The sequence below is a fragment of the Cellulomonas palmilytica genome, assembly GCF_021590045.1.
Classification (GTDB): Bacteria; Actinomycetota; Actinomycetes; order Actinomycetales; family Cellulomonadaceae; genus Cellulomonas; species Cellulomonas palmilytica.
Window position 1 is genome coordinate 1369485 of sequence record NZ_CP062221.1, and the last position, 21094, is coordinate 1390578.

Annotated in this window: 17 protein-coding genes; 12 read left to right on the plus strand and 5 right to left on the minus strand. The window is 73.9% G+C overall.

The genetic code is table 11. The features are described 5' to 3' along the window. Positions 1 to 47 precede the first annotated feature (47 nt). Positions 48 to 998: a helix-turn-helix transcriptional regulator gene (locus F1D97_RS06425; protein WP_236123041.1), complete on the minus strand. Its 951-nt coding sequence runs from the start codon at positions 996 to 998 to the stop codon at positions 48 to 50. Between the two features lie 77 nt (positions 999 to 1075). Between F1D97_RS06425 and F1D97_RS06430 the strand changes: the two genes are divergently transcribed. The 4 genes from F1D97_RS06430 to F1D97_RS06445 all read left to right on the plus strand — a co-directional run bounded on the left by F1D97_RS06430 (position 1076) and on the right by F1D97_RS06445 (position 5345). Beyond that, complete coding sequence (locus tag F1D97_RS06430; RefSeq protein WP_236123042.1) at positions 1076 to 2215, plus strand: epoxide hydrolase family protein; 1140 nt, start codon at positions 1076 to 1078, stop codon at positions 2213 to 2215. A 341-nt stretch (positions 2216 to 2556) separates the two neighbouring features. After that, positions 2557 to 4413 (plus strand): endo-1,4-beta-xylanase, encoded by a 1857-nt coding sequence (locus tag F1D97_RS06435; protein WP_236123043.1) that lies wholly within the window; start codon positions 2557 to 2559, stop codon positions 4411 to 4413. Positions 4414 to 4543: 130 nt separating this feature from the next. Beyond that, entirely contained in the window at positions 4544 to 5053 is a 510-nt protein-coding gene (locus tag F1D97_RS06440; RefSeq protein ID WP_236123044.1) for a helix-turn-helix domain-containing protein, read from the plus strand. Between the two features lie 127 nt (positions 5054 to 5180). Next, positions 5181 to 5345 (plus strand): hypothetical protein, encoded by a 165-nt coding sequence (locus F1D97_RS06445; RefSeq protein ID WP_236123045.1) that lies wholly within the window; start codon positions 5181 to 5183, stop codon positions 5343 to 5345. Between the two features lie 63 nt (positions 5346 to 5408). On the opposite strand, the gene F1D97_RS06450 is transcribed toward F1D97_RS06445, so the two are convergent. Continuing rightward, entirely contained in the window at positions 5409 to 5693 is a 285-nt protein-coding gene (locus F1D97_RS06450) for a ribbon-helix-helix protein, CopG family (RefSeq protein WP_236123046.1), read from the minus strand. 36 nt (positions 5694 to 5729) lie between these two features. Between F1D97_RS06450 and F1D97_RS06455 the strand changes: the two genes are divergently transcribed. The 4 genes from F1D97_RS06455 to F1D97_RS06470 all read left to right on the plus strand — a co-directional run bounded on the left by F1D97_RS06455 (position 5730) and on the right by F1D97_RS06470 (position 9953). Beyond that, positions 5730 to 6131, plus strand: coding sequence for an OsmC family protein (locus tag F1D97_RS06455; RefSeq protein ID WP_236123047.1), 402 nt, complete (start codon positions 5730 to 5732; stop codon positions 6129 to 6131). 318 nt (positions 6132 to 6449) lie between these two features. After that, positions 6450 to 8597: a DEAD/DEAH box helicase gene (locus F1D97_RS06460; RefSeq protein WP_236123048.1), complete on the plus strand. Its 2148-nt coding sequence runs from the start codon at positions 6450 to 6452 to the stop codon at positions 8595 to 8597. A 92-nt stretch (positions 8598 to 8689) separates the two neighbouring features. Then, positions 8690 to 9061: a PH domain-containing protein gene (locus tag F1D97_RS06465; RefSeq protein ID WP_094181928.1), complete on the plus strand. Its 372-nt coding sequence runs from the start codon at positions 8690 to 8692 to the stop codon at positions 9059 to 9061. A 106-nt stretch (positions 9062 to 9167) separates the two neighbouring features. Beyond that, the gene (locus F1D97_RS06470) at positions 9168 to 9953 is read left to right on the plus strand and encodes a DUF4184 family protein (RefSeq protein ID WP_236123049.1); all 786 of its coding nucleotides are present in this window, start codon (positions 9168 to 9170) and stop codon (positions 9951 to 9953) included. Here the strand turns inward: F1D97_RS06470 and F1D97_RS06475 are convergent. Further along, positions 9910 to 10335, minus strand: coding sequence for a DivIVA domain-containing protein (locus tag F1D97_RS06475; protein ID WP_236123050.1), 426 nt, complete (start codon positions 10333 to 10335; stop codon positions 9910 to 9912). The genes F1D97_RS06470 and F1D97_RS06475 overlap by 44 nt on opposite strands. A gap of 236 nt (positions 10336 to 10571) precedes the next feature. On the opposite strand from F1D97_RS06475, the gene F1D97_RS06480 reads away from it, so the two are divergent. Further along, on the plus strand, positions 10572 to 12110 hold the full coding sequence (locus F1D97_RS06480; RefSeq protein ID WP_236123051.1) for a DEAD/DEAH box helicase: 1539 nt from the start codon (positions 10572 to 10574) through the stop codon (positions 12108 to 12110). A gap of 491 nt (positions 12111 to 12601) precedes the next feature. On the opposite strand, the gene F1D97_RS06485 is transcribed toward F1D97_RS06480, so the two are convergent. Further along, positions 12602 to 13183: a TetR family transcriptional regulator gene (locus F1D97_RS06485; protein WP_236123052.1), complete on the minus strand. Its 582-nt coding sequence runs from the start codon at positions 13181 to 13183 to the stop codon at positions 12602 to 12604. Between the two features lie 116 nt (positions 13184 to 13299). Here F1D97_RS06485 and F1D97_RS06490 point away from each other — a divergent pair, with 116 nt between their 5' ends. Beyond that, positions 13300 to 13509 (plus strand): BldC family transcriptional regulator, encoded by a 210-nt coding sequence (locus F1D97_RS06490; RefSeq protein WP_236123053.1) that lies wholly within the window; start codon positions 13300 to 13302, stop codon positions 13507 to 13509. Positions 13510 to 13695: 186 nt separating this feature from the next. Continuing rightward, entirely contained in the window at positions 13696 to 14100 is a 405-nt protein-coding gene (locus F1D97_RS06495; RefSeq protein ID WP_236123054.1) for a transferase, read from the plus strand. Between the two features lie 70 nt (positions 14101 to 14170). Here the strand turns inward: F1D97_RS06495 and F1D97_RS06500 are convergent, their stop codons facing one another. Next, the gene (locus F1D97_RS06500; RefSeq protein WP_236123055.1) at positions 14171 to 15595 is read right to left on the minus strand and encodes a basic amino acid/polyamine antiporter; all 1425 of its coding nucleotides are present in this window, start codon (positions 15593 to 15595) and stop codon (positions 14171 to 14173) included. A gap of 567 nt (positions 15596 to 16162) precedes the next feature. On the opposite strand from F1D97_RS06500, the gene F1D97_RS06505 reads away from it, so the two are divergent. Continuing rightward, positions 16163 to 21067, plus strand: coding sequence for a hypothetical protein (locus F1D97_RS06505; protein WP_236123056.1), 4905 nt, complete (start codon positions 16163 to 16165; stop codon positions 21065 to 21067). The last annotated feature ends 27 nt before the right edge of the window (positions 21068 to 21094 follow it).

Genomic DNA, 21094 nt, shown 5'->3' on the forward strand with positions numbered 1-21094 from the left:
CCGTTCGCCGCTCGAACCGGTCGTCGGCCGTCATCGTGCAGCCACTTTCAGTGTGTCGCCGCCGCGTACCGGCGGCCGAGGACGGCGACGTACTCCGCGAGCTCGGGCGGGTTGGTGACGGTGAAGTCGTAGCCGAGCATGCCGATGTAGACGGCGACGATCTCGACGCTGTCGCCGCCGGTGACCAGGACGCACTCGGTGTCGGAGACGGGTTCGACGACGCCGACGGCGGGGTTGATGCGGGCGAGGACCTGCTCGGCTGAGGCGTGGACGGTGATGCGGGTGTGCACGGCCCAGCCGGCGCGGGCGACCTCCCGGGCGACGAGGCCCGTGTAGTCCTCGCCGGGGAGCGGGGTGGGGGTGAAGCGGCGGCCGTTCGGGGTGCGCAGGGTGATGCGGTCGAGGCGGTGCGGGGCCCAGGTGTCGGTGGCGGGGTCGCGGGCGACGACGTACCAGCGGCGCTGCCAGGTGACGAGCTTGTAGGGCTCGACGGTGCGGGGCGCCTCGTCCTCGAGGAGGCGCAGGGACTCGTGGTCGCGGATGGCAGCGGCGATGGTGGCGATGAGCGCGGGGTCGACCTCCGGGTCGGGGACGTTGCTGTCGGTGTTGAGCGGGCCGTGCTCGAACGCGTCGCGGAGCGCGGCGACGCGGCGGCGCAGGTGGTGGGGGAGCACCTGCTCGAGCTTCGCGCGGGCGCGGTCCGCGGTCTCCTCGATGCCGCGCAGGCCCGCGACGGCGCCGAGGCTGACGGCGATCGCCACGGCCTCGTCGTCGTCGAGAAGAAGGGGCGGCAGCGTCGTGCCGACGCCGAGCTGGTAGTAACCACCGGTGCCGCGCACGGAGTCGACGGGGTAGCCGAGGGTGCGCAGGCGGTCGACGTCGTGGCGCACGGTGCGGGTGGTGACGCCGAGGCGTGCGGCGAGCTCGTCGCCGGTCCAGCGAGCGCGCGACTGCAGCAGGGCGAGCAGGCGCAGGAGCCGGGCGGAGGTCTCGAGCATGCGGTCTCCGATGATCGTCGGAACATCCCCACCATAGAGGAACGAACTGTGCCGGAACGGTGCATAACGTGACTGTCATGACGACGACGCAGCAGCCCACCCTGACCGTCCGACCGTTCCAGGTCTCCATCGACCAGGCCGTCCTCGACGACCTGCACGACCGGCTCGCCCGCACCCGGTTCGCGACGCCCGCACCCGGCGACTCGTGGGACTACGGCACCCCGGAGTCGTACCTGCGCGAGATGGTCGCGTACTGGCGCGACGAGTTCGACTGGCGTGCGCAGGAGGAGCGCATGAACGCCTTCCCGCACTTCCTCACCGAGATCGACGGCCAGACGATCCACTTCATCCACGTGCGCTCGTCGGAGCCGGACGCCACGCCGCTCCTGCTCGGGCACACCTACCCGGGGTCGTTCGTCGACTTCCTCGACATGATCGGCCCGCTCACGGACCCCGTCGCGCACGGCGGCCGCGCGCAGGACGCGTTCGACGTGGTCATCCCGTCGATGGTGGGGTTCGGGTTCTCGACGCCCGTCGTCGAGCCCGGGTGGACGATGGCGCGCCTCGCGCGGACCTGGGACACGCTCATGCGGGGGCTCGGGTACGAGTCGTACGGGGTGCACGGCAGCGACGGCGGCGCGATGATCGGCCGCGAGCTCGCGGTGACGGACCCGCCCGGGTTCCTCGGTGCGCACGTGCTGCAGCTGTTCTCGTTCCCGTCCGGTGATCCCGCGGAGTTCGAGAAGCTCACGCCCGCCGACCACGCGGCCCTGGAGTTCCTCGGCTGGTTCCAGCAGCGTGCCGGCTTCGCCGCTGCCAACTCGTCGCGACCCCAGACCGTCGCCGCGGGGCTCGCGGACTCGCCCGTCGGGCAGCTCGCGTGGAGCGAGCTGTTCGAGAACTTCGGCAACGGGACGAGCCTGCTCACCCGCGACCAGGTGCTCACCCAGGTCTCGCTGTACTGGCTGACGAACACCTCGTCGACCGCCGTGCGGTTCTACTACGAGGAGGCCCGCGCACAGGCTGAGCCGCAGGTCAGCCACGGCCGCACCGGGGTCTCGGTCTTCGCCGACGACTTCAAGACGATCCGCCCGTTCGCCGAGCGGGACAACACGAACATCGTCCAGTGGACCGAGCACGAGCGCGGCGGGCACTTCGCGTCCATGGAGGTGCCGGAGGACGTCGTCGACGACCTGCGCACGTTCTTCCGCGCCTGACCTGGCATCCCGACGAGGGGCCCGCGCCTGCGAGGACGCGGGCCCCTCGTCGTCGGTCCGGTTGCTCCTTGCCCGTCCTTGACGTCCTGGAATGCCCTACCTACGTTGGGCAGCCACACCCGGACCGCACGCTCGTCGTCCGCGCGGCGCTCTTCACCGATGAAGAACGCCGGGACGCGCAGGGCTGCCGGTCAGCGACGACACGGCCGCCCCGGGTGGTGCGGGTGGTGGGCGGGCCGAGGCCCGCCCGATCCGTAGGGGGACGAGAGGGAGTGACCATGACGGCACGTACCGCACGACGACGTGAGGGTGCTGGGACGGCACCGAGCAGAAGACGACTGGTGACGCGGCTGGTGGGCGCGGGGGCGGTGGTCGCGCTCGCGGCGGTCGGGTTCGCGACGCCGGTGCAGGCCCACCCGGGCGGTCCCGCCCCGGCGCCGGCGCACCCCGGCCACCCGAAGCCACCGGGGCACAGCGACACGTTCCGCGTCGCGATCCGCGTCGAGGGGCACGGCAAGGTCACGGGCGCGGGCAAGTACAAGGCGGGCGACACGGTCCAGCTGACGGCCACGCCGCACAAGAGCGACGTGTGGGGCGGCTGGACGTCCACCGAGCTGAACTGGATCGGCGCGCGCGTCGACGAGTTCACGATGCCCGCGCAGGACGTGACGCTGACGACGACGTTCCGCCCGCGCATGGAGTCGCTGAAGAAGGCGTACCGCGACTACTTCGACGTCGGGAACATCTGGTCCCACCCCGGCACGTACGCCGAGGGCTCGCCGAACTCGGAGACCATCGCGCGGCACTACAGCGTGATGACCGCCGAGAACGCGATGAAGCCCGACCAGCTGCTGCCGAACGACAACATCGACCCTGAGACGGGCGAGTTCACGTTCCGGTGGGAGCAGGCGGACCAGTTCGTCGACGAGACGCTCGCACACGGCATGAAGGTCCACGGCCACGTGCTCGTCTGGCACGGGCAGTCCCCGCCGCGGCTGAACACCGGCACCACGGGCGGCACGCGCGCGCTCGCCAAGGCGAACATGGAGCGCTACATCAAGGAGGTGCTCACGCACTTCAAGGGCCGCACGGTCTCGTGGGACGTCGTCAACGAGGCGTTCGTCGACGGGCTCGACGAGTTCGACCCCGCCACGCAGGACTGGCGTGACTTCCTGCGCGGCGGCCCGAACGGCGGCTGGTCCAACTGGTACAACGCGTACCGCAACGGCGGCGACCTGGCCGAGGGTGAGAGCCCCGCGGACTTCCTGTACGACGCGTTCGTCTTCGCCCGCACGTACGACCCGGACACGCGGCTGGAGTACAACGACTTCAACGTCTTCCAGTCCGAGGGCAAGGCGCAGGCGATCATCGCGATGGCCACGGACCTCAACGCGCGGTACGCCGCCCAGCACCCCGAGGACCCGCGCCCGCTGGTCGAGGCGATCGGCATGCAGTCGCACAACTACATCAACCAGACCCCGGCGTTCGCGTGCTCGACGAACACGCGGCTTCCGAAGCTCGTGAACGACGCGGCGCCCGAGTGGAAGCCGGGCGCGTGCTCCGACCACGCGTCCGTCGAGCGCTCGCTGCAGCTCATCACCGAGGCGGGCTTCGAGGCCAGCATCAGCGAGCTCGACCTGCAGGTCTGGGAGGCGTGGAACGGCCAGCCCGAGGGCGACGACCGCTCCCAGTACCGGGACCTGAACGACCCGACGGTCGCGGACCGCATCTCGCGCGGTGAGTTCGACTACTGGGTCGGCAAGATCACCAACCGGGCCGAGCTGGAGAAGATCCAGGCGCAGCGGTTCGCGGAGTACTTCGCGGTCTACAAGAAGTACTCGCAGGACATCGACCGCGTGACGTTCTGGGGCCTGACCGACCAGCTGAGCTGGCGCTCGACGCACAACCCGCTGATCTTCAACAGCGACTTCTCCGAGAAGCTCGGCGCCGCCGCGGTCGCCGACCCGGAGAAGTGGCTGGGCGTGCGCAAGCCCATCACGGACACCTCGCGCCTCGAGGCGACCGTCGAGCAGGCCGAGGACCTCGACCTGCGGGCCTACACGCCGAAGAGCGCCGCGAAGGTCCGTGCGGCGCTGCACCGGGCGGAGCACGTCCTGCGCAAGTCCGAGCCGCAGCGCGCCGTCAACGACGCGACCGCGGCCCTCGCCTCGGCGATCGCCAAGCTCGAGCGCAGGTAGCGGTCAGCGTCCACCCGGGGTCCCGCAGCGCGAGCATCGCTGCGGGACCCCGGTCGCGCGTGAAGAGGGAAACGGTCCCTGCACCTGCGCGGCCCTTGCGAATATTTCGTCTTGAGACGAGAGTGGTCGCATGGCCACCGCTCTGCTCGCCACGACGACGCTTCCCCCTGAGGACGCCCCCGCTCGGGAATCCGTGCACCGGTTGGCGGCCGCGCTCGAGCAGCCGACCGCGAAGCTCGTCGCGCCCGACGGGACGACGGTCGAGGTGCCTTCCCCCGTGCACGAGATCCTCGTGCGCGTGGTCGAGGCGATGGAGGCCGGCCACGCCATCACCGTGGCCCCGGTCGAGCAGCGGCTGACGACGTCGCAGGCGGCAGAGTTCCTCGGGATCTCCCGCCCGACGCTCGTCAAGCTCCTCGACGACGAGCGGATCCCGTACGAGCGAGTCACGCGGCACCGCCGCATCAGGCTCGACGACCTGCTGCACTTCCGGGACCTCCGCCGGACCGAGCGGCGGGCGTCTCTCGACGAGCTCACGCGCGAGGCGCAGGCGGACGGGCTCTACGAGGACGCCGCCGAGGAGTACGCCGAGGCGCTGCGGCTCGCCCGCCGGACGTCCGGCGGTGGGCCGCAGGGGTGAGCTTCGGCGCCCTACTCGACGCGTGTGTGCTCGTGCCCATCTCGCTGGCGGACACCCTCGACCCCAAGATCTAGCGGGAGGCGGTCACGGTCTTGCACTCGTACATCGGTGGGTCAACCGTTGCTCCATGTCGAAGATCCAGGATCTCGAGCGGATGGTTGACGCCCTCCGGCGCCAGCGGAACGACTGCGAGCCGAAGTCGAACCAGAACCCCCGGTATCTGCGGTACTCGAACGCCGTCTCGGCACTTCTCTGGCTCATTGATGACTTGCGTGCGGAGGAGACGGCGTAGCCGACGACGAGGGGGCTCCCTGCCTTCCGAGAGGGCGCCGTAGGTGTGCGCGTTGATGGACCTTCAGGCGTGGAAGCGTGCGAGGGCGGCGCGGATCGCCTCGGCCCTGGTCAGGCCGTGGCGCGCTGCCGCCGCGTCCAGGGTGTCGAGCTCCTCGGCGGTGAGTCGGACGACGACGACCTGCATCGGCTGTGCGCCGCGGCCCGGACGTCCTCGTGCGCGGCGCCTCGGCACCTCGACGTCGTAGCCCTTCTCGGCTTCGTGGGCCAGCTCCCGGACCCGCTCGTCACTCACCACCCACGTGACGTATGACGAAAACGCGGCATGCGGGGTGACTTCTTGCGCCACCCCTCCCTCCCGCTCAGGATGGCGGCGGGAGGGGTGATGGCGGAGACGTACGGGGTCGTCGTGGGTGCCGGGAGTCTGCGCTCGTCGTCGGACGGGGCGTGGCGGCTGCCGCACCGGTGGACGGACGAGGGCGTCGCGGTCGAGGCGGCGTTCACGGGCGCGCACCTGCTGCACGTCGCGGCGGCGGGCTGCGTCCTCAACGACGTGTACCGGGAGGCCGCCGGGCTCGGCATCACGCTCCAGGGGGTGCGGGTGACGGCGGGCGGCGGGTTCGACGGGGAGTGGGTGTCGACCGGGATCACCTACGCGGTCGAGGTGGACACGCAGGCCTCGCCCGACGAGGTCGCGCGGCTTGTGGCCGTCGTCGACGAGGTCGCGGAGATCCCGCGCGCGATCCGGGCCGGCGCGCCGGTCCAGCGGGTGAGCACGGCCGGGTAGGCCGCGCACGAGCGGGTGACTTCACAGCACTCGTCGGCGCCGCGTGCACCCCGGCGGTACGATGCGAACCGCCGGTGGATGGCGCGCGACCTCACGTCGTGCCGCAGCTCGTCGAGGACACGCCCCGGCAGTGACACCACGGTGCCGGTGCGATCCCCACGCGGCGCCGACGAACAGCTGCGCGATCGCGCGGCGGCGCTGACCTGAGCGCCCCGCCCCGCCGTTCCCGGCGGCACGCGGTGAGCCGGTCCGGTCTCGGCCGGGCACGGGCAACGCACGCCGCGCCCGCGGTCGGGTGCGGACGTCGAAGGAGGAGATGTGGCAGGAGCAGGCCGGGGCCGGCCGGGACGCGGAGGCGCCCAGCCCGGTGGTCAGCGACGCCGCACGACGCGTCCCGACGAGGAGGGCCTCATCCCGGTGCTCGCCGGGATCGCCCGCGACGTCGACAACGCGGTCAAGCGCCCGCCGACGCGCCCGGCGGTGCGCACGAAGTTCCAGGTCGTGGCGCTGCTGGTGCGCGAGGAGCGGGCCCGCGTCAACGCCGACGAGTCGCTCGGCCACGCGAAGCGCACCCAGGAGCTCAAGCGCCTCGACGGCGTCGCGACGCAGCTCGCCAAGACCGCCGCGCGCGACACGTCCCTGCTCGAGCTGCTGCGCGAGGACGCGCGGGTCTCCGACGCGGCGCGCGAGTACCGGGCGTCGGTGCTGCGGGCGGGGGGCATCGAGCCGCCCGACGAGCCCGAGCCGGAGCCGGTGGCGCCGCCGACGCCCGCGGAGGACAAGCGCGTCCTGCCGCAGTCGGTGATCTCGCGGCGCCTCGCGAACCCGTTCCTCGCCCCGGACTTCGAGGCCGCCGCCGAGCGCGCCGCCGCGCGCCCGCGTCGACTGGCGGGCTGGGAGCTGTTGGAGCCGCTGTTCTGGTCGTTCGAGAAGGCCGCGACGGGCAAGCCCGCGTGCATGGCGCTGCCCGAGCCGGGCGTCGCGTTCGTCCCGCGCGCGGAGGTGCTGATGCACCACCAGGCGCAGGTCGTCGCGGCTGCTGCGCGTGGTCACCGCACGTTCCTGCTGGCCGACGAGCCGGGCCTCGGCAAGACGGCGCAGGCGCTGCTCGCCGCGCAGGCCGCCGACGCGTACCCGCTGCTCGTCGTCGTCCCGAACGTCGTCAAGACGAACTGGGCGCACGAGGTGAAGCTGTGGACCCCGCAGCGCCGGTCGACCGTGGTGCACGGCGACGGGGAGGAGGTGGACGCGTTCGCGGACGTCGTGATCGTGAACTACGAGATCCTCGACCGGCACGTCGGCTGGCTGGGTGAGCTCGGGTTCCGCGGGATGGTCGTCGACGAGGCGCACTTCATCAAGAACAAGGGCTCGCAGCGCTCGCGCAACGTGCTGACGCTCTCCGAGCAGATCCGCCTGCGCACCGCCCGACCGCTGCTCATGGCGCTCACCGGGACGCCGCTGATCAACGACATCGAGGACTTCCAAGCGATCTGGGAGTTCCTCGGCTGGATCGACGACGAGAAGCCGCTCGGCGCGCTGATGAACGCGCTGGAGGACACGGGCCTGACGCCGGCCGACCGTGGCTTCTCCGCCGCCGCGCGTGCCGCGGTGATCGACATGGGCATCGTGCGTCGTCGCAAGATCGACGTGGTCGCGGACATCCCGGCCCGCCGGGTCGCGGACCTGCCCGTGGAGCTCGACGGCGCGGTGGGACGCTCGATCCGCGCGTCGGAGGAGGCGCTCGCCCGCCGCCTCGTCAGCCGCTACCGCGCGGCGCTCGAGGCGCGCGGCGACACGTCGATCGGCGGGGCGGTCGACCACGACCTGGCGCGCCGCGTCGCGGCCGGCGAGCTCAAGGACTCGTCGTCCAAGAAGACCGGCGACAACGTGTTCACGATGGTCCGGCGCATCGGCCAGGCCAAGGCCGGGCTGGCCGCCGACTACGCCGCGCAGCTCGCGCGCAACGTCGGCAAGGTCGTGTTCTTCGCCAAGCACGTCGACGTCCTCGACGCCGCCGAGCAGACGTTCGCGGACCGCGGCATCCGGTCGGTGTCGATCCGCGGCGACCAGACGACGAAGGCCCGCGACAAGGCCATCAAGGAGTTCACCGAGGAGCCGGACGTGCAGATCGCGGTCTGCTCGCTGCTCGCGGCGGGCGTGGGCCTGAACCTGCAGGTCGCGTCGAACCTGGTGCTCGCCGAGCTGTCCTGGACCGACGCGGAGCAGACCCAGGCGATCGACCGCATCCACCGCATCGGCCAGTCCGAGCCCGTCACGGCGTGGCGCATCATCGCGGCGCAGACCATCGACGCGAAGATCGCCGAGCTCATCGACGCCAAGTCCGGCCTCGCGGCCCGCGCGCTCGACGGCGCGGACCTCGACGACGCCGAGACCTCCACCGACGTCCAGCTCGAGGCCCTGGTCAGCCTGCTGACCGACGCCCTCGCCGCGGGAGTGGTCGCCTGAGCCCGACCGGGTGACACCTCCACGGACCGCGGCACGGAGCGTTGCTCGGCGCGCCATCCTGGGGCCCCGTCACCGACCCCGGAGGCACACCCGTGGAACCCGCCGCCATCGCCGCATGGACCCTGCTGCAGGAGATCCCGATCCCGCCGGACGTCGTCGACCTCCTGATCGAGGGCGAGCAGGCCGTCGCGGCCTTCAAGACGTTCCGCGACAGTGCCGTGTTCACCACGCGACGGCTGATCGTGCGCGACGCGCAGGGCCTCACCGGCAAGAAGGTCGAGATCTACTCGCTGCCCTACAGCTCGATCAACATGTGGTCCTCGGAGAACGCGGGCAAGGTCTTCGACATCAACGCCGAGCTCGAGCTGTGGACGCGGGCCGGTCACATCAAGGTCAAGCTCGGCAAGGACATCGACATCCGCCGGCTCGACAAGCTCCTCGCCTGGGCGATCCTCAAGGGCTGAGGGGACAGCGGTCGCGCATGGCGTGCGACCGCAGGTGGACCCCCGAGCCGGGTGGTCCATTCCCCGGCACGACGACGAGCGGCGGGGGACCGGGTCATCCTCGAGCGTGCCGTTCACGCTCTCGCACCCTGCCGTCGTCCTGCCGCTCGCGCGCGGCCCGCTGGTGCCCGCCGCGCTCGTCGTCGGGGCCATGGCGCCGGACGCGCCGTACTTCGTCAAGCTGCCGCGCTACGCGGGGGCCTGGTACGAGCCGTTCGTCAACGCGACGACGACGCACCACTGGCCCGGTGCGCTGACGGTCGCCGTCCCGACGGCCGCGGTGCTGCTCGCGGTGTGGTGGGTGGTGCGTGCGCCGCTCGTCGCGCTCGTGACGCGCGAGGGAGGAAGGGCCGGGTCCGACGAGCGCGCCGGGCTGGCCGAGCGCGCCGGGTGGACGCTGCTCTCTCTCGTGATCGGGGTCGCGACGCACGTGCTGTGGGACTCGTTCACGCACGGCGACGGGTTCCTGGTCGAGCGCGTCGACGCGCTGCGTGAGCCGGCGTTCGCGGGGATGGACGTGGCGCGCGTGCTGCAGCACGCGAGCACGGTCGTCGGGCTGCTCGTCGTCGCCGCGTGGGCCGTGCGGTGGGCCGCTCGGTGGCGGGAGCGCGGCGGCCGGCTCGAGGTGTCGACCACGAGCGCGGCGGTGATCGCGGGCGTCGTCGTGCTCGGGCTGGTGGCCGCGGGGGTCGCGCTCGCGGCGAGCATCACGGCGCGCGAGCCGGTCGAGTCGACGCTCGCGCGGCTCGTCACGACGTCCGGCGCCGTCGTCGTCGCGGCCGTGGTCCTGTACGCGGTGGTGTGGCGGGTCAGCCGCCGAACAGCCGACGCCAGCCGCGTCGGGGCGGGATGAGCCCCGGGGTCGCGCCGGGGTCAGGGGCGTCCGCGACCACCCGGTCGTGCGCGACGGGCGGCGTCGCCGAGGTGCGGGGCGCCCCACCGGCGAGCGCGGTGGCGATCCGGTCGAGGAAGTCGTCGACCTCGTCCATCGCGTACCCCTCGCGGAACCGCGTACGGCTGAACGTCGTCCCCGCGACCTGCTCCGCGCCGAGCTCCCCGAGCTCCCCGGGCTCGCCCGCCTCCCGGGCGCGCAGCGTCGCGATCACCCGGTCGAGGAGGTCGTCGACCTCCGACTGGTCGTAGCCGTCGGTGAACTTCGTCGTGCTGAAGCGGACGTGCAGCACCGTCTCGGCGCTGATCGGCTCGCCGTAGCCGGGTTCGTCGGACGCGGTCATGGACCCGATCATGCCGTGCGCCTGCGGTGGGCGTGCGGTGGGTGCTCGACGTCCCGCGCGGTCCCGACGAACGCGCCCGACGACCGGTGTGAGCGGACCGACAGCGGATCTTCGCTGCTCATAGGGCACACTGGGGGTGGCTCCGGCGCGGCGGAAGGTTCTGCGCGGGCCCGCGTCCTGGGTGCTGTGGCTGCCTGGCGGGCGCCCCACTCGACGCCTGAAGGGCGACACTTTCCTTGACTTCTTTCTCCAGCCTCGGCGTGCCCGAGGTCCTCGCCGGTGCGCTCACGAAGGCCGGCATGACGTCCGCGTTCCCCATCCAGGAGGCGACGCTCCCGGACACGCTGCGCGGGCGTGACGTGCTCGGCCGCGGCCGCACCGGCTCCGGCAAGACCCTCGCGTTCTCCCTCCCGCTTGTCGCGCGCCTCGCGGGCCTCGTCCCGGGCACGACGATGGTGCGGCACGTCCCCAGCCGCCCCACGGGCCTCGTGCTGGCCCCGACGCGTGAGCTCGCGACGCAGATCGCCGCGACGCTCGAGCCGCTCGCGAAGGCCGCGCGCCTGAGCGTCACGACGATCTTCGGTGGCGTCTCGCAGCGCCCGCAGGAGTCCGCGCTCAAGGGCGGCGTCGACATCGTCGTCGCGTGCCCGGGGCGCCTCGAGGACCTCATGAAGCAGGGCGTCATCTCGCTCGCGGACGTGCAGATCACCGTGCTCGACGAGGCCGACCACATGGCCGACCTGGGCTTCCTGCCCGGCGTGAAGCGGATCATGGCGGCGACCGACAAGCGCGGTCAGCGTCTGCTGTTCTCCGCGACGCTCGACAACGGTGTGGACAAGCTCGTCGCGGCGTTCCTCAAGGACCCGCTGCGCCACTCGGTCGACACCGACCGCTCGCCCGTCTCGCAGATGACGCACCACGTGCTCACGGTCGCGGACGCCGACGCGAAGAAGCACGTGGTGCAGCACCTCGCGTCCGGCACGGGCCGACGTGTGCTGTTCACGCGCACCAAGCACGGCGCCAAGAAGCTCGCGAAGCAGCTCACCGCCGCGGGCGTGCCCGCCGTGGACCTGCACGGCAACCTCGGCCAGGGCGCGCGCGAGCGCAACCTCGAGGCGTTCTCGTCGGGCGCGGTGAAGGTGCTGGTCGCCACGGACATCGCGGCGCGCGGCATCCACGTCGACGAGGTCGAGCTCGTCGTGCACGTCGACCCGCCGGCGGAGCACAAGGCGTACCTGCACCGCTCGGGCCGTACCGCGCGTGCCGGGTCCGCGGGTGACGTCGTGACGATCGTGCTGCCCGAGCAGGTCGGCGAGGTCCGCGCGATGACGCGGCAGGCCGGCATCACCGCGAAGCCGCAGCCGGTCGGCCCGGGCGCCGCGGTGCTCGAGCAGCTCGTCGGCGAGACCGCGCCGTTCGTCCAGCCCGCGCGTCCCGTGCAGCCGCAGCAGCAACCGCGCCGGTCGAACGCGTCCGGCGACGCCGCGCGTCCCGGTGCTGCGCGTTCGGGCCGTCGTCGCGGCGGCCGGGGGCGTGGCGGCGAGCAGGCCGCGACGGCCCGTCCCGCGAACGGCGGCCAGGCGGGTCGTCGCCAGTCGGCCGGCGCCGAGGCCCCGTCGCCGGCGCGCCAGCCGCGCACGTACACGACCTCGACGCCGGGTTCGGCATCGCGCGCGTCGGCGTCGTCGGGTACGACGAGCGGCGCCCGCCGCCAGGGCCCGCGCCGCGCGGGCCGCACCGCGGGCGCCCCGAGCGCCCGCACCGACCGCTCCTGACCCGCTCCTGACCCGCTCCTGACCCCGCCGAAGGCCGGCGCCCGCCGCACCAGGTGAGCGCCGGCCTTCGTCGTCCCCGCACGCCTCCGCCGAGGTCGCGCATCGCACGGGAGGTCGCGTGTTTCCTGGTGGGTCGCGCAGTCGACCGCGCGACTCACCGAGCAACGCGCGACCCCGCGAGGAACCCGCGACGCAGCGGGGGGTGGGTGGCCGCCGCGCGTGCCGGAGCCGCCCGACGTGGGGCGTTCGCGCGCACTGCGGCCTTTGGTCCCAGGCGCGGACCGGGCCCGGGACGGTAGGCCTTGATCCGTCACAAGGAGGTGATGCCGGTGTTCTCCATCGGGGCGAAGCCGGGCAAGGGAAAGTTCCTGGACGCCTGTGGTCACACGGTCCAGCTCGAGGACGACGAAGCGCTCCCGCCGTGCCCGCAGTGCGCGCACGAAGTGAGGTGGTGGCGGCTCGTCTGACGCCGCGACGGGCGGTGGTCGCGGTCAGGGCAGGTCGTCGACCGTGGCCATCGCCTCGTCGAGCAGTGCGTCGAACTCCAGCTCTCCCTCGGCGAGCGCCCACGCCTCGCGCGTGGTCTCGAAGCAGCCGACCGCCGCGCCGACGATCGTCAGCGCGGCGAACTCGGTGAGCTCGGGCCTGCGTTCGCGCACGACCTGGGTGAGGTCGGAGCGCCAGAGCCACATGCGCGCGGAGTGCCGCGTGCGCAGCGCCGGTGTGAGATACACCAACTTCATGAGGGGCATTGCGCGGTCCTGCTGGAGCGTCGTGGCGATGTAGCCGTCGAACGCCCGACGCAGCGAGGTCCACAGCCGCTCGTCGTCCGGCCGGGCCTTCAGCGCGGCCGCCACCTGGGCGCGCCAGCGGGCCGAGACATGCTCGATGACGTCGTCTTTCGTGGGGAAGTAGCGGAAGAACGTGCGCTCCGACATGCCCACGGTCGCGGCGATCTGACCCACCGGCGTGTCGTCGAATCCCTGCTTGATGAACAGGCCGATCGCGGCGTCGGTGATCTCGTCCTGGATGGCGCGGCGCTTGCGCTCGCGGAGGGACACATCGGGGGCCATGCGCACACAGTAGGACACAAGGGGTGGACTTTTCGACGAAACGTGTCAAACTTGTCATGCACTGACACGAACGTGTGACGACTGACCGAGTTGTCACGAGGGAGAAACCGGAAGTCATGACTGACCACACCACCGCCCAGGAGCTCCTCACCCCCCAGGAGGTCGCGATGCTGTTCGGCGTCGACCCCAAGACCGTCACGCGCTGGGCCCGCGCCGGCCGCCTCAACGCGATCCGCACCCTCGGCGGTCACCGCCGCTACCTCGGCTCTGAGGTCCGCGCGCTCATCACCCCCTCCGTCCCCACGCAGGCCGGCCCGCGCGACTGACGCCGGCGCCCGCCGCGCCGTCGCCTGACGGCGGCGCCCCCTCCGCAGCCCCACAGCCGGGGCGGTCAGGTCCCGGCTGACGCAGCTCCCGTCCCCCGGAGCGCGCGACGGCCGGACTTGTGTCTGCGGAAGCGCTGTGCGCGCGGCGGGAACAAGGGCCCCGGTCGAATCGTTCCAAGAGACGCCATGAAGAAGCGATACGAAGAGCTCGAGACCGACGACGGCACGACCGTCCGCTACCGCCGGCACGACAACGGCGGCGGACTCGTGGCGATGGCCGCGACCGTCGATCCCACCACGTACGTCGCCGAGACCGCCTGGGTCGACCCGGGAGCGTTCATCGGCGGCGGAGTTCACATCGGGGCCCACGTCTGGGTCGAGCCCGGCGCGGTCGTCGGACCGCACACGCAGCTCGGCACGCACGTCCACGTCGGACGAGGCGCCGTGATCGGGTCGGGCGCGCGCCTCGCGACGCGCGTCACGGTCGGTGACGGCGCACGCGTCGCGGACGGCACGCGCGTCCCCGCGGAAGCAGTCGTCCCCGCCCGGTCGCAGGTCACCCCCGCGACCAGCCACACGCTCGCAGCCTGATCCGCAGCACCCCGACCCGCACCCGCCCGCGGCACAACCCCCGGCCGCGACGGGTGCGGGTCGCTCGTGTCTACAGCCGGATCGCGCCGGTCGCGAGGGCGACGAGGCCGGCGACGGCACCGAGCAGGGAGATCGCGAGGACCACGCGCTCGCGCGCGGTGAACCAGCGGCGGCCCTGCTCGCGGCGCGTGAGCACGAACAGCAGGGACGCGGGTGCGTAGACGATGAACACGACGAGCAGGTGGTCGAGCCCGGCCGCGTAGAGCAGCCACGTCGTGTAGAGCGTCGCGGCGACGGCGACGACGAGCGCGCCGCGTGACCCCTGGTCGCGGCGCAGCAGCCGCACGCCGTACGCGGCCGCCAGCAGGTAGGGGATGAGCACGAGCGAGCCGGTGAGCTCAAGCGCGAAGTCGAACGCGTGCTCGGAGGCGAGCGTGAGCAGCAGGACGGCCTGCGCGAGCGCGGTGCTCATCGCGAGTGCGGGCACGGGGGCGTCGTGCTCGTTCGTCCTGCGCAGGAACTGCGGCATGTCCCCGTCGCGCGCGGCGACGAACAGGACCTCGGCGGCCATGAGCGTCCACGCGAGGTAGGCGCCGAGCACGGAGATGATCAGGCCGGTCGAGACGAACGTGCTGCCCCACGAGCCGAACGCCGCGTCGAGCACGCCACCCATGGACGGCTCCTCGAGCTGGGCGATCTCGTCGGCGGGCAGGATGCCGTAGGACACGATCGTCACGGACGCGAACAGCGCGAACACCGACCCGAAGCCGAGCAGCGTCGCGCGTCCGACGTCCGTGCGGCGACGTGCGTGCCGGGAGAACGTGCTGGCCCCCTCGACGCCGAGGAACACGAACACGGTCGCGAGCATCGTGCCGCGCACCTGGTCGAGCAGCGTGCCGGAGCCGGGGGAGCCGCCCCAGTTGTCGGCGAACACCGCGGGGTCGAACGCGACGACGGCGAGGACGACGAACACGACGATCGGCACGAGCTTGGCGACGGTGACGACCCGGTTGACGGCGGTGGCCTCGCGGATGCCGCGCCGCACGAGGAGGAAGAACACCCACAGCCCGACGCTGCCGACGGCGACCGCGAGGAGCGTGTCGCCCGAGCCGAGTGCGGGGAACACGGCGCCGAGCGTCGAGGTGATGAGCACCCAGTAGGTCACGTTCCCGACGCACGCGGACGCCCAGTACCCGAACGCGGAGAAGAACCCGAGGTACTCGCCGAAGCCGGCCTTCGCGTAGGCGAAGACGCCCGCGTCGAGGTCGGGGCGGCGCAGCGCGAGGGTCTGGAAGACGAGCGCGAGCATGAGCGTGCCGGTGCCTGCGACTCCCCAGGCGACGAGTGCGCCCGCCGCGCCGGTGGACTCGGCGAACTGGCGGGGCAGGGAGAACACGCCCGCGCCGACCATCGAGCCGACGACGAGCATCGCCATCGTCGGGACGCCGAGGTGCGTGGTGCGGGGTGCGTCCGCGACGGGTGCGGGGGTCGTCATGGGGTCCTGCCGGCGTGCGTCGACGGCCTCCGACGATGGTGCGGGTACGGCTGCGTAGGGCTGCGGGCGGCTCGGAGGCGCGCCGCGCCCCCGACTCTGCCGCATCGTGGACACGTTCGCGTGGTGGGGCGCGCGGGTGTGCGAGGGCGTGTTGGGCGCCTGACCTGGACGGTCGTGGCAAACGGGTGCCCTGTGACTCGGGTCACGACCGAAAAATCTGCAAAGTCATGGACTGGACGGTTGACCAAGAGGGTGGTCAAGGAGCACACTGTCTCCCGACGGTGCGCATCGCCTGCCCCCTGCGCGGTGCGCACCGTTTCTACGTCCGAGAGGCGGCCGCGATCATCCGCGGCCGCCTCTCGCGTGTTCCAGGACCGTCCGGGGTCGGCCGTGCCACGTGTCCAGGGCGCCCCGCCCGGTGCGCGACCAGACCGCCGCACCCGGCGCGCTGACCTGCGGACGAGCGCTCGATCCGCACGATCACGCGGATCGTCCGCCCGAGCGGAACTCGGGGGCCCCTCGGCGCGTCACGTCCGGGCGCGCCGCGCCCGCGGTTACCGTCGCAGGGTGACCGTCCCCGCGCGCGCGCCAGGCTCGGGAGCCGGCTCGGACCTCGGGCCTGCCCCCGGCACGGCCGACCCCACCTCCGTCCCCACGGGCACCCCCACGCCCGCCACCCCCGGCCGCGGCACGCCCCGCACCGCCGCCACCGGGGCCGTGCCCGCCGTCGCGGGCGAGGCCGCCGGGCCCGTCGCGCTCGTCGAGCCGCCGTCCGACGCCGAGCTCGTCGAAGGTGCGCTCGCCACGTGGCGCGGCGCGCTCGTCGAGGCCGCGGGCGGCTCCACGCTCGCCGACATCGACCTGCTCGGCGAGGCCGCGCTCGACCTGTCGGCCGCGCACCCGTCCGGCATGGCGCAGCTGTTCGCGGGCCGCGAGACCCGCCTGTCGAACCTCGTGCGCGAGGGCGCGGCGCTGTCCACCGCCCGCCGGCGCGCCCGCGCGGTCGGCTCGCGCGCCGCCGCCTACGAGCAGCGCTACGGCATCGCGCCCACCTCGCTCGCCATCGGCGTCGCCACGTGGACCGAGCGCACCACCGCGGACGTCGCGCAGGACGACGTCGCCGCGCTCGCCGCCGCGACCGCCCGCACCCCCGCGCCCGCACCCGCCGACGAGCCCGCGACCGCACCCCGGCGACTGCGCGCCCCCGTGCTGCTGCGCCCCGTCGCGCTGCGCGCCCGCGGCACGGGGGAGAGCGACTACGAGCTCGCGCTCGAGCCGTCGCTCGAGGTCAACCCCGTCCTCGCCCGCGCGCTGCGCTCGCGCGGCGCGCTGCTCGACCCGGCCGCGGTCGCGCGCGGCGCGTTCACCGGCGGCGGCTTCGACCCGCGCGCCGCGCTGCAGCGGCTCGCCTCCCTCGGCGAGGCCGTGCTCGAGGACTTCGAGCTGAGCGAGCGCGTCGTCGTCGGCACGTTCGTCCACCCCGGCCAGGTGCTCGTCGACGACCTCGACAACCTCGCCGCGGGCGTCGCGCACCACGAGGTCCTCACCGCGCTCGCGGGCGTCGAGGCGGACCGCGAGCGCCTGCGCGCGCACCCGCTGCCCGCCGCCGTCGTCGGCGACCGCGACCCCGCGCACGAGCGCGGCGTGGGGGACCTGGACCCCGCGCAGCAGCACGTGCTCGACGTGGTCGCCACGGGTGCGCACCTGTTCGTCGACAGCCCCACGGGCGCCGACGACTCCGGCACGATCGCCGCGATCGTCGCGGACGCGGCCGCCGCGGGCCGCACCGTCCTGTACGTGCCCGGGCACCGCCGCGCCGCGGTCGCGCTCACCGAGCGGCTCGCCGCGCACGGCCTGCACGACCTGCTGCTCGACATCGCGCCCGAGGCCAGCTGGCGCAGCGCCGCGGCCCGCCGGATGCTCGGCGCGATGACCATGGAGTCGCCCGTCGTCGACCCGCGTGGCGTGCAGGCGCTGCGCTCGGACCTCGTCGGGCACCGTGAGGCGCTGCGCGGCTACGTCGCCGGCCTGCACACGCCCCGCGAGCCGTTCGGCGTGTCCGCGTACGACGCGCTGCAGCACCTCGCGCGCCTGACGTCCACGCGCCCCGCACCCCGCACGACCGTGCGCCTCGCCCCCGAGGTCGCGCGCGCGCTCGACGGCGCGGACCGCTCGCGGCTCGCCGCGGACCTGCGCCGCGCGGGCGAGCTCGGCGCGTTCTCCGTGCGGCCGACCGACACCCCCTGGTACGGCGCGGACCTGCGCACGCACGCCGACGCGGACGTCGCCCGCCGCCGCCTCGCACGCCTGCTCGACGACGCCCTGCCGCGCCTCGCGCAGCGCTCCGCGCAGGTCGACGCCGAGACGGGTCTGCTGCCCGCCGAGACCGTCGACGCGTGGGGCGAGCAGCTGCGCATGCTCGACGGCGTGCGCGCGTCGCTCGACGTGTTCCTGCCGATCGTGTTCGAGCGGACCGCGGCGGACCTCGTCGCGGCGACCGCCACCAAGCAGTGGCGTGCCGAGCGCGGGATCGCGATGGGCTACTGGCTGCGGCGCCGCCTGCGCCGACAGGCGCGCGACATGGTGCGCCCCGGACGCCCCGTCGCGGACCTGCACACCGCGCTCGTCGAGGTGCAGGCGCGCCGCGAGACGTGGCAGGCGCACTGCCCGAGCGGCGGCTGGCCGCGCCTGCCCGAGGGCCTGGAGACGCTCGAGGAGGAGTACCGCGCGGTGCGCGAGGACCTCCGCGCGCTCGACGAGGTGCTCGCCACGACGCCCGGCGGCGGGGGCCTGTGCGCGCTGCCGCTGGCCGCGCTCACCGAGCGGCTCGAACGGCTGCGCGGCGCGCAGGAGGCGCTCGACACGCTGCCCGACCGCACGGGGCTGCTGCACCGCCTGCGCGACGCGGGCCTCGGGGATCTCGTCGACGACCTCGCCGAGCGGCGCATCGCCGCCGCCTACGCGCCCGCCGAGCTCGAGCTCGCGTGGTGGAGCACCGTCATCGAGCAGATCATCGCCGAGGACCCCGCGCTCGCCGGCTACGACGGCGAGGCGCTCGGCGCCATGGCACAGCGGTACGCCGAGCTCGACCGCGCGCACGTCGCGAGCCTCGCACCGCCCGTGCGCACCGCGGTGGCCGCGCAGGTCGCCGCCGTGCTGCGCCGGCACCGCGAGCAGGCCGAGGAGCTGTTCGCCGAGCTCGTCGAGGAGCGTCTCACGTCGCTGCGCGACACGTTCGCCCGGTACCCCGACGTCGCGCGCCGGCTGCGCCCCGTGCTCGTCGCGAGCCCCATGCTCGTCCCGCAGGTGCTCCCCGCGTCCCGCACCGTCGACCTCGTCGTGCTCGGCGCCGCCGCGCACCTGCCCACCGAGGTCGCGCTCGCCGCGATCGCGCGCGGCCGCCAGGTCGTCGTCGTCGGCGACGCGCGCTGCGCGTCCGGCAGCGCCGTGCGCGAGCTCGCCGACGTCCTGCCGCGCGCGACCCTGCGCGCCGACACCGTCGCGCGCGACCCGTACCTCACCACGTTCCTGTCCGAGCACGGCTACGGCGACGCGCTGGTCGCGACCCCGCTGCCCACGAGCCGCCCGCTCGTGCGGCTCGACGTCGTCGACGGCACGGGCATGCCCGCGCAGGGCAGCGGCGTCGTCGAGACCACCGCCGCCGAGGTCGCGCACACCGTCGACCTCGTGCTCGAGCACGCTCTGTCCCGGCCCGAGGAGTCGCTCGCGGTCGTCACCGTGACCCCCGCGCATGCCGAGGCCGTCCGTGAGGCCGTGCTCGACGAGGTCCGCACGAACCCCGCGCTCGCGGCGTTCTTCGACCCCGCGCGGCCCGAGCCGTTCGTCGTCACCGACCTCACCGGGGTCGCCGGCCTGCACCGCGACGCCGTGCTGCTGTCGCTCGGCCTCGGCCGCACGCCGCACCGCCGCGTGCTGCACACGTTCGGCGTGCTGTCCGGCCCCGGCGGCGACGCGCTCCTGCTCGACGCGCTCGGCTCGACCCGCCACCGCCTCGGCGTCGTGGCCTGCTTCGGCGCCGACGACCTCGACCCCGAGCGCCTGCGCGGCGACGGCCCCCGCCTGCTGCGCGACCTGCTCGCGTTCGCCGCCGAGCGCGGTGCCGGCCAGACCGCACCCGCGTCCCACGCGGTCGACCCCGACCGCCTGCTCGTCGACCTCGCCGAACGCCTGTGGCGGCACGGGCTCGTCGTCGAGCTCGACTACGGCGTGCCCGGCGGGCAGCGCATCCCCATGGTCGTCGGCCACCCGTCCCTGCCCGGACGCATGCTCGTCGCCGTCCTCACCGACGACGACGCGTACGTCGGCGAGCCGTCCGTGCGCGTGCGCGAGCGGCTCACCGCCGACCGGCTCGAACGGCTCGGCTGGACGGTCGTGCGCGTGTGGTCCGCGGCCGCGTTCCTCGACCCCGAGGCCGAGGTCGACCGCATCCGCCGCTACGTGCACCGCGCCGTGCCCGCGCCCGTCGAGCCGCGCACCGGCACCGCCGTGATCGGCCTGCCGCAGTCGTGGACCGACGACGAGCGCGCCCTGGGTGCTGAGGTGCGCGGCAGGCGAACCGACGCGCCCGCGTCCGCGTCCGTGTCCGTGTCCGACGAGCGAGCGACCGACGAGCGAGCGCGGGCCGAGGACGGCGTCGACGAGCCGACGACCACGGCGCCGACTGCTGCTGCACCGACGCCGACTGCTCCCACGCCCACTGCTCCCACGCCTGCCCAGGGGTCGGTCGACCGCCACGAGGCTCCCGCGGCCGGCGTGTTCACGCCCGTGAGCCCCACGCCTGCCCGGCAGGGCGCCGACCACGCCACGGCCGAGCCGCGGGGACGTGCGGCGCGCCGCAAGGGCCGTCAGCGCAAGGGCCGCGGGCACGACGAGCGTGCGGGCGCCGCACCCACGGCGAGCGCAGCCGCTCCGACGGCTCCCGCTGCCGCGGCGCCTGCTCCCGAGGTGCCCGCCGCGGGCACCTCGGCGGAGCCCGGTCCGGCGGTCGTCGGACCGACGGGGACGGCCCCGACGCCCGCGGTGCCCGCGCAGCGTGAGGCCTCCCAGCGGCCCGCGAGCCCGACCGCGGGACACGCCTCGACCCCGACCGAGCCGCCGGCCGTGACGGGCGCGATGGTCGTGCAGAACGCGCCGCGCACGGGCGTCGTGCCGGTCGCGATGGACGGGGTGGTGGTCGACGACGCGCAGCGCCGTCCGCTGTCGGTCGTGCGGACCGAGCAGCCCGCGCTCCCGGTGCGTGCGCTGCCGCGCCCTGACGTGCGCCGCGGTCTGCCGATCGCCGCGTACAGCGACGACCAGCTCGACGACCTCGTCGGCTGGCTGCAGTCCGACGGCGTGCAGCGCTCGCGCGACGAGCTCGCGGCGGCCCTGCGCGACGAGCTCGGGGTCACGCGCCGCTCGTACCGCATCGACACCGCGGTCCGCGGCGCGATCGAGCGCGCCCTGTCCTGAGCCACCCTGGCGGGCGGACGCGTGTGC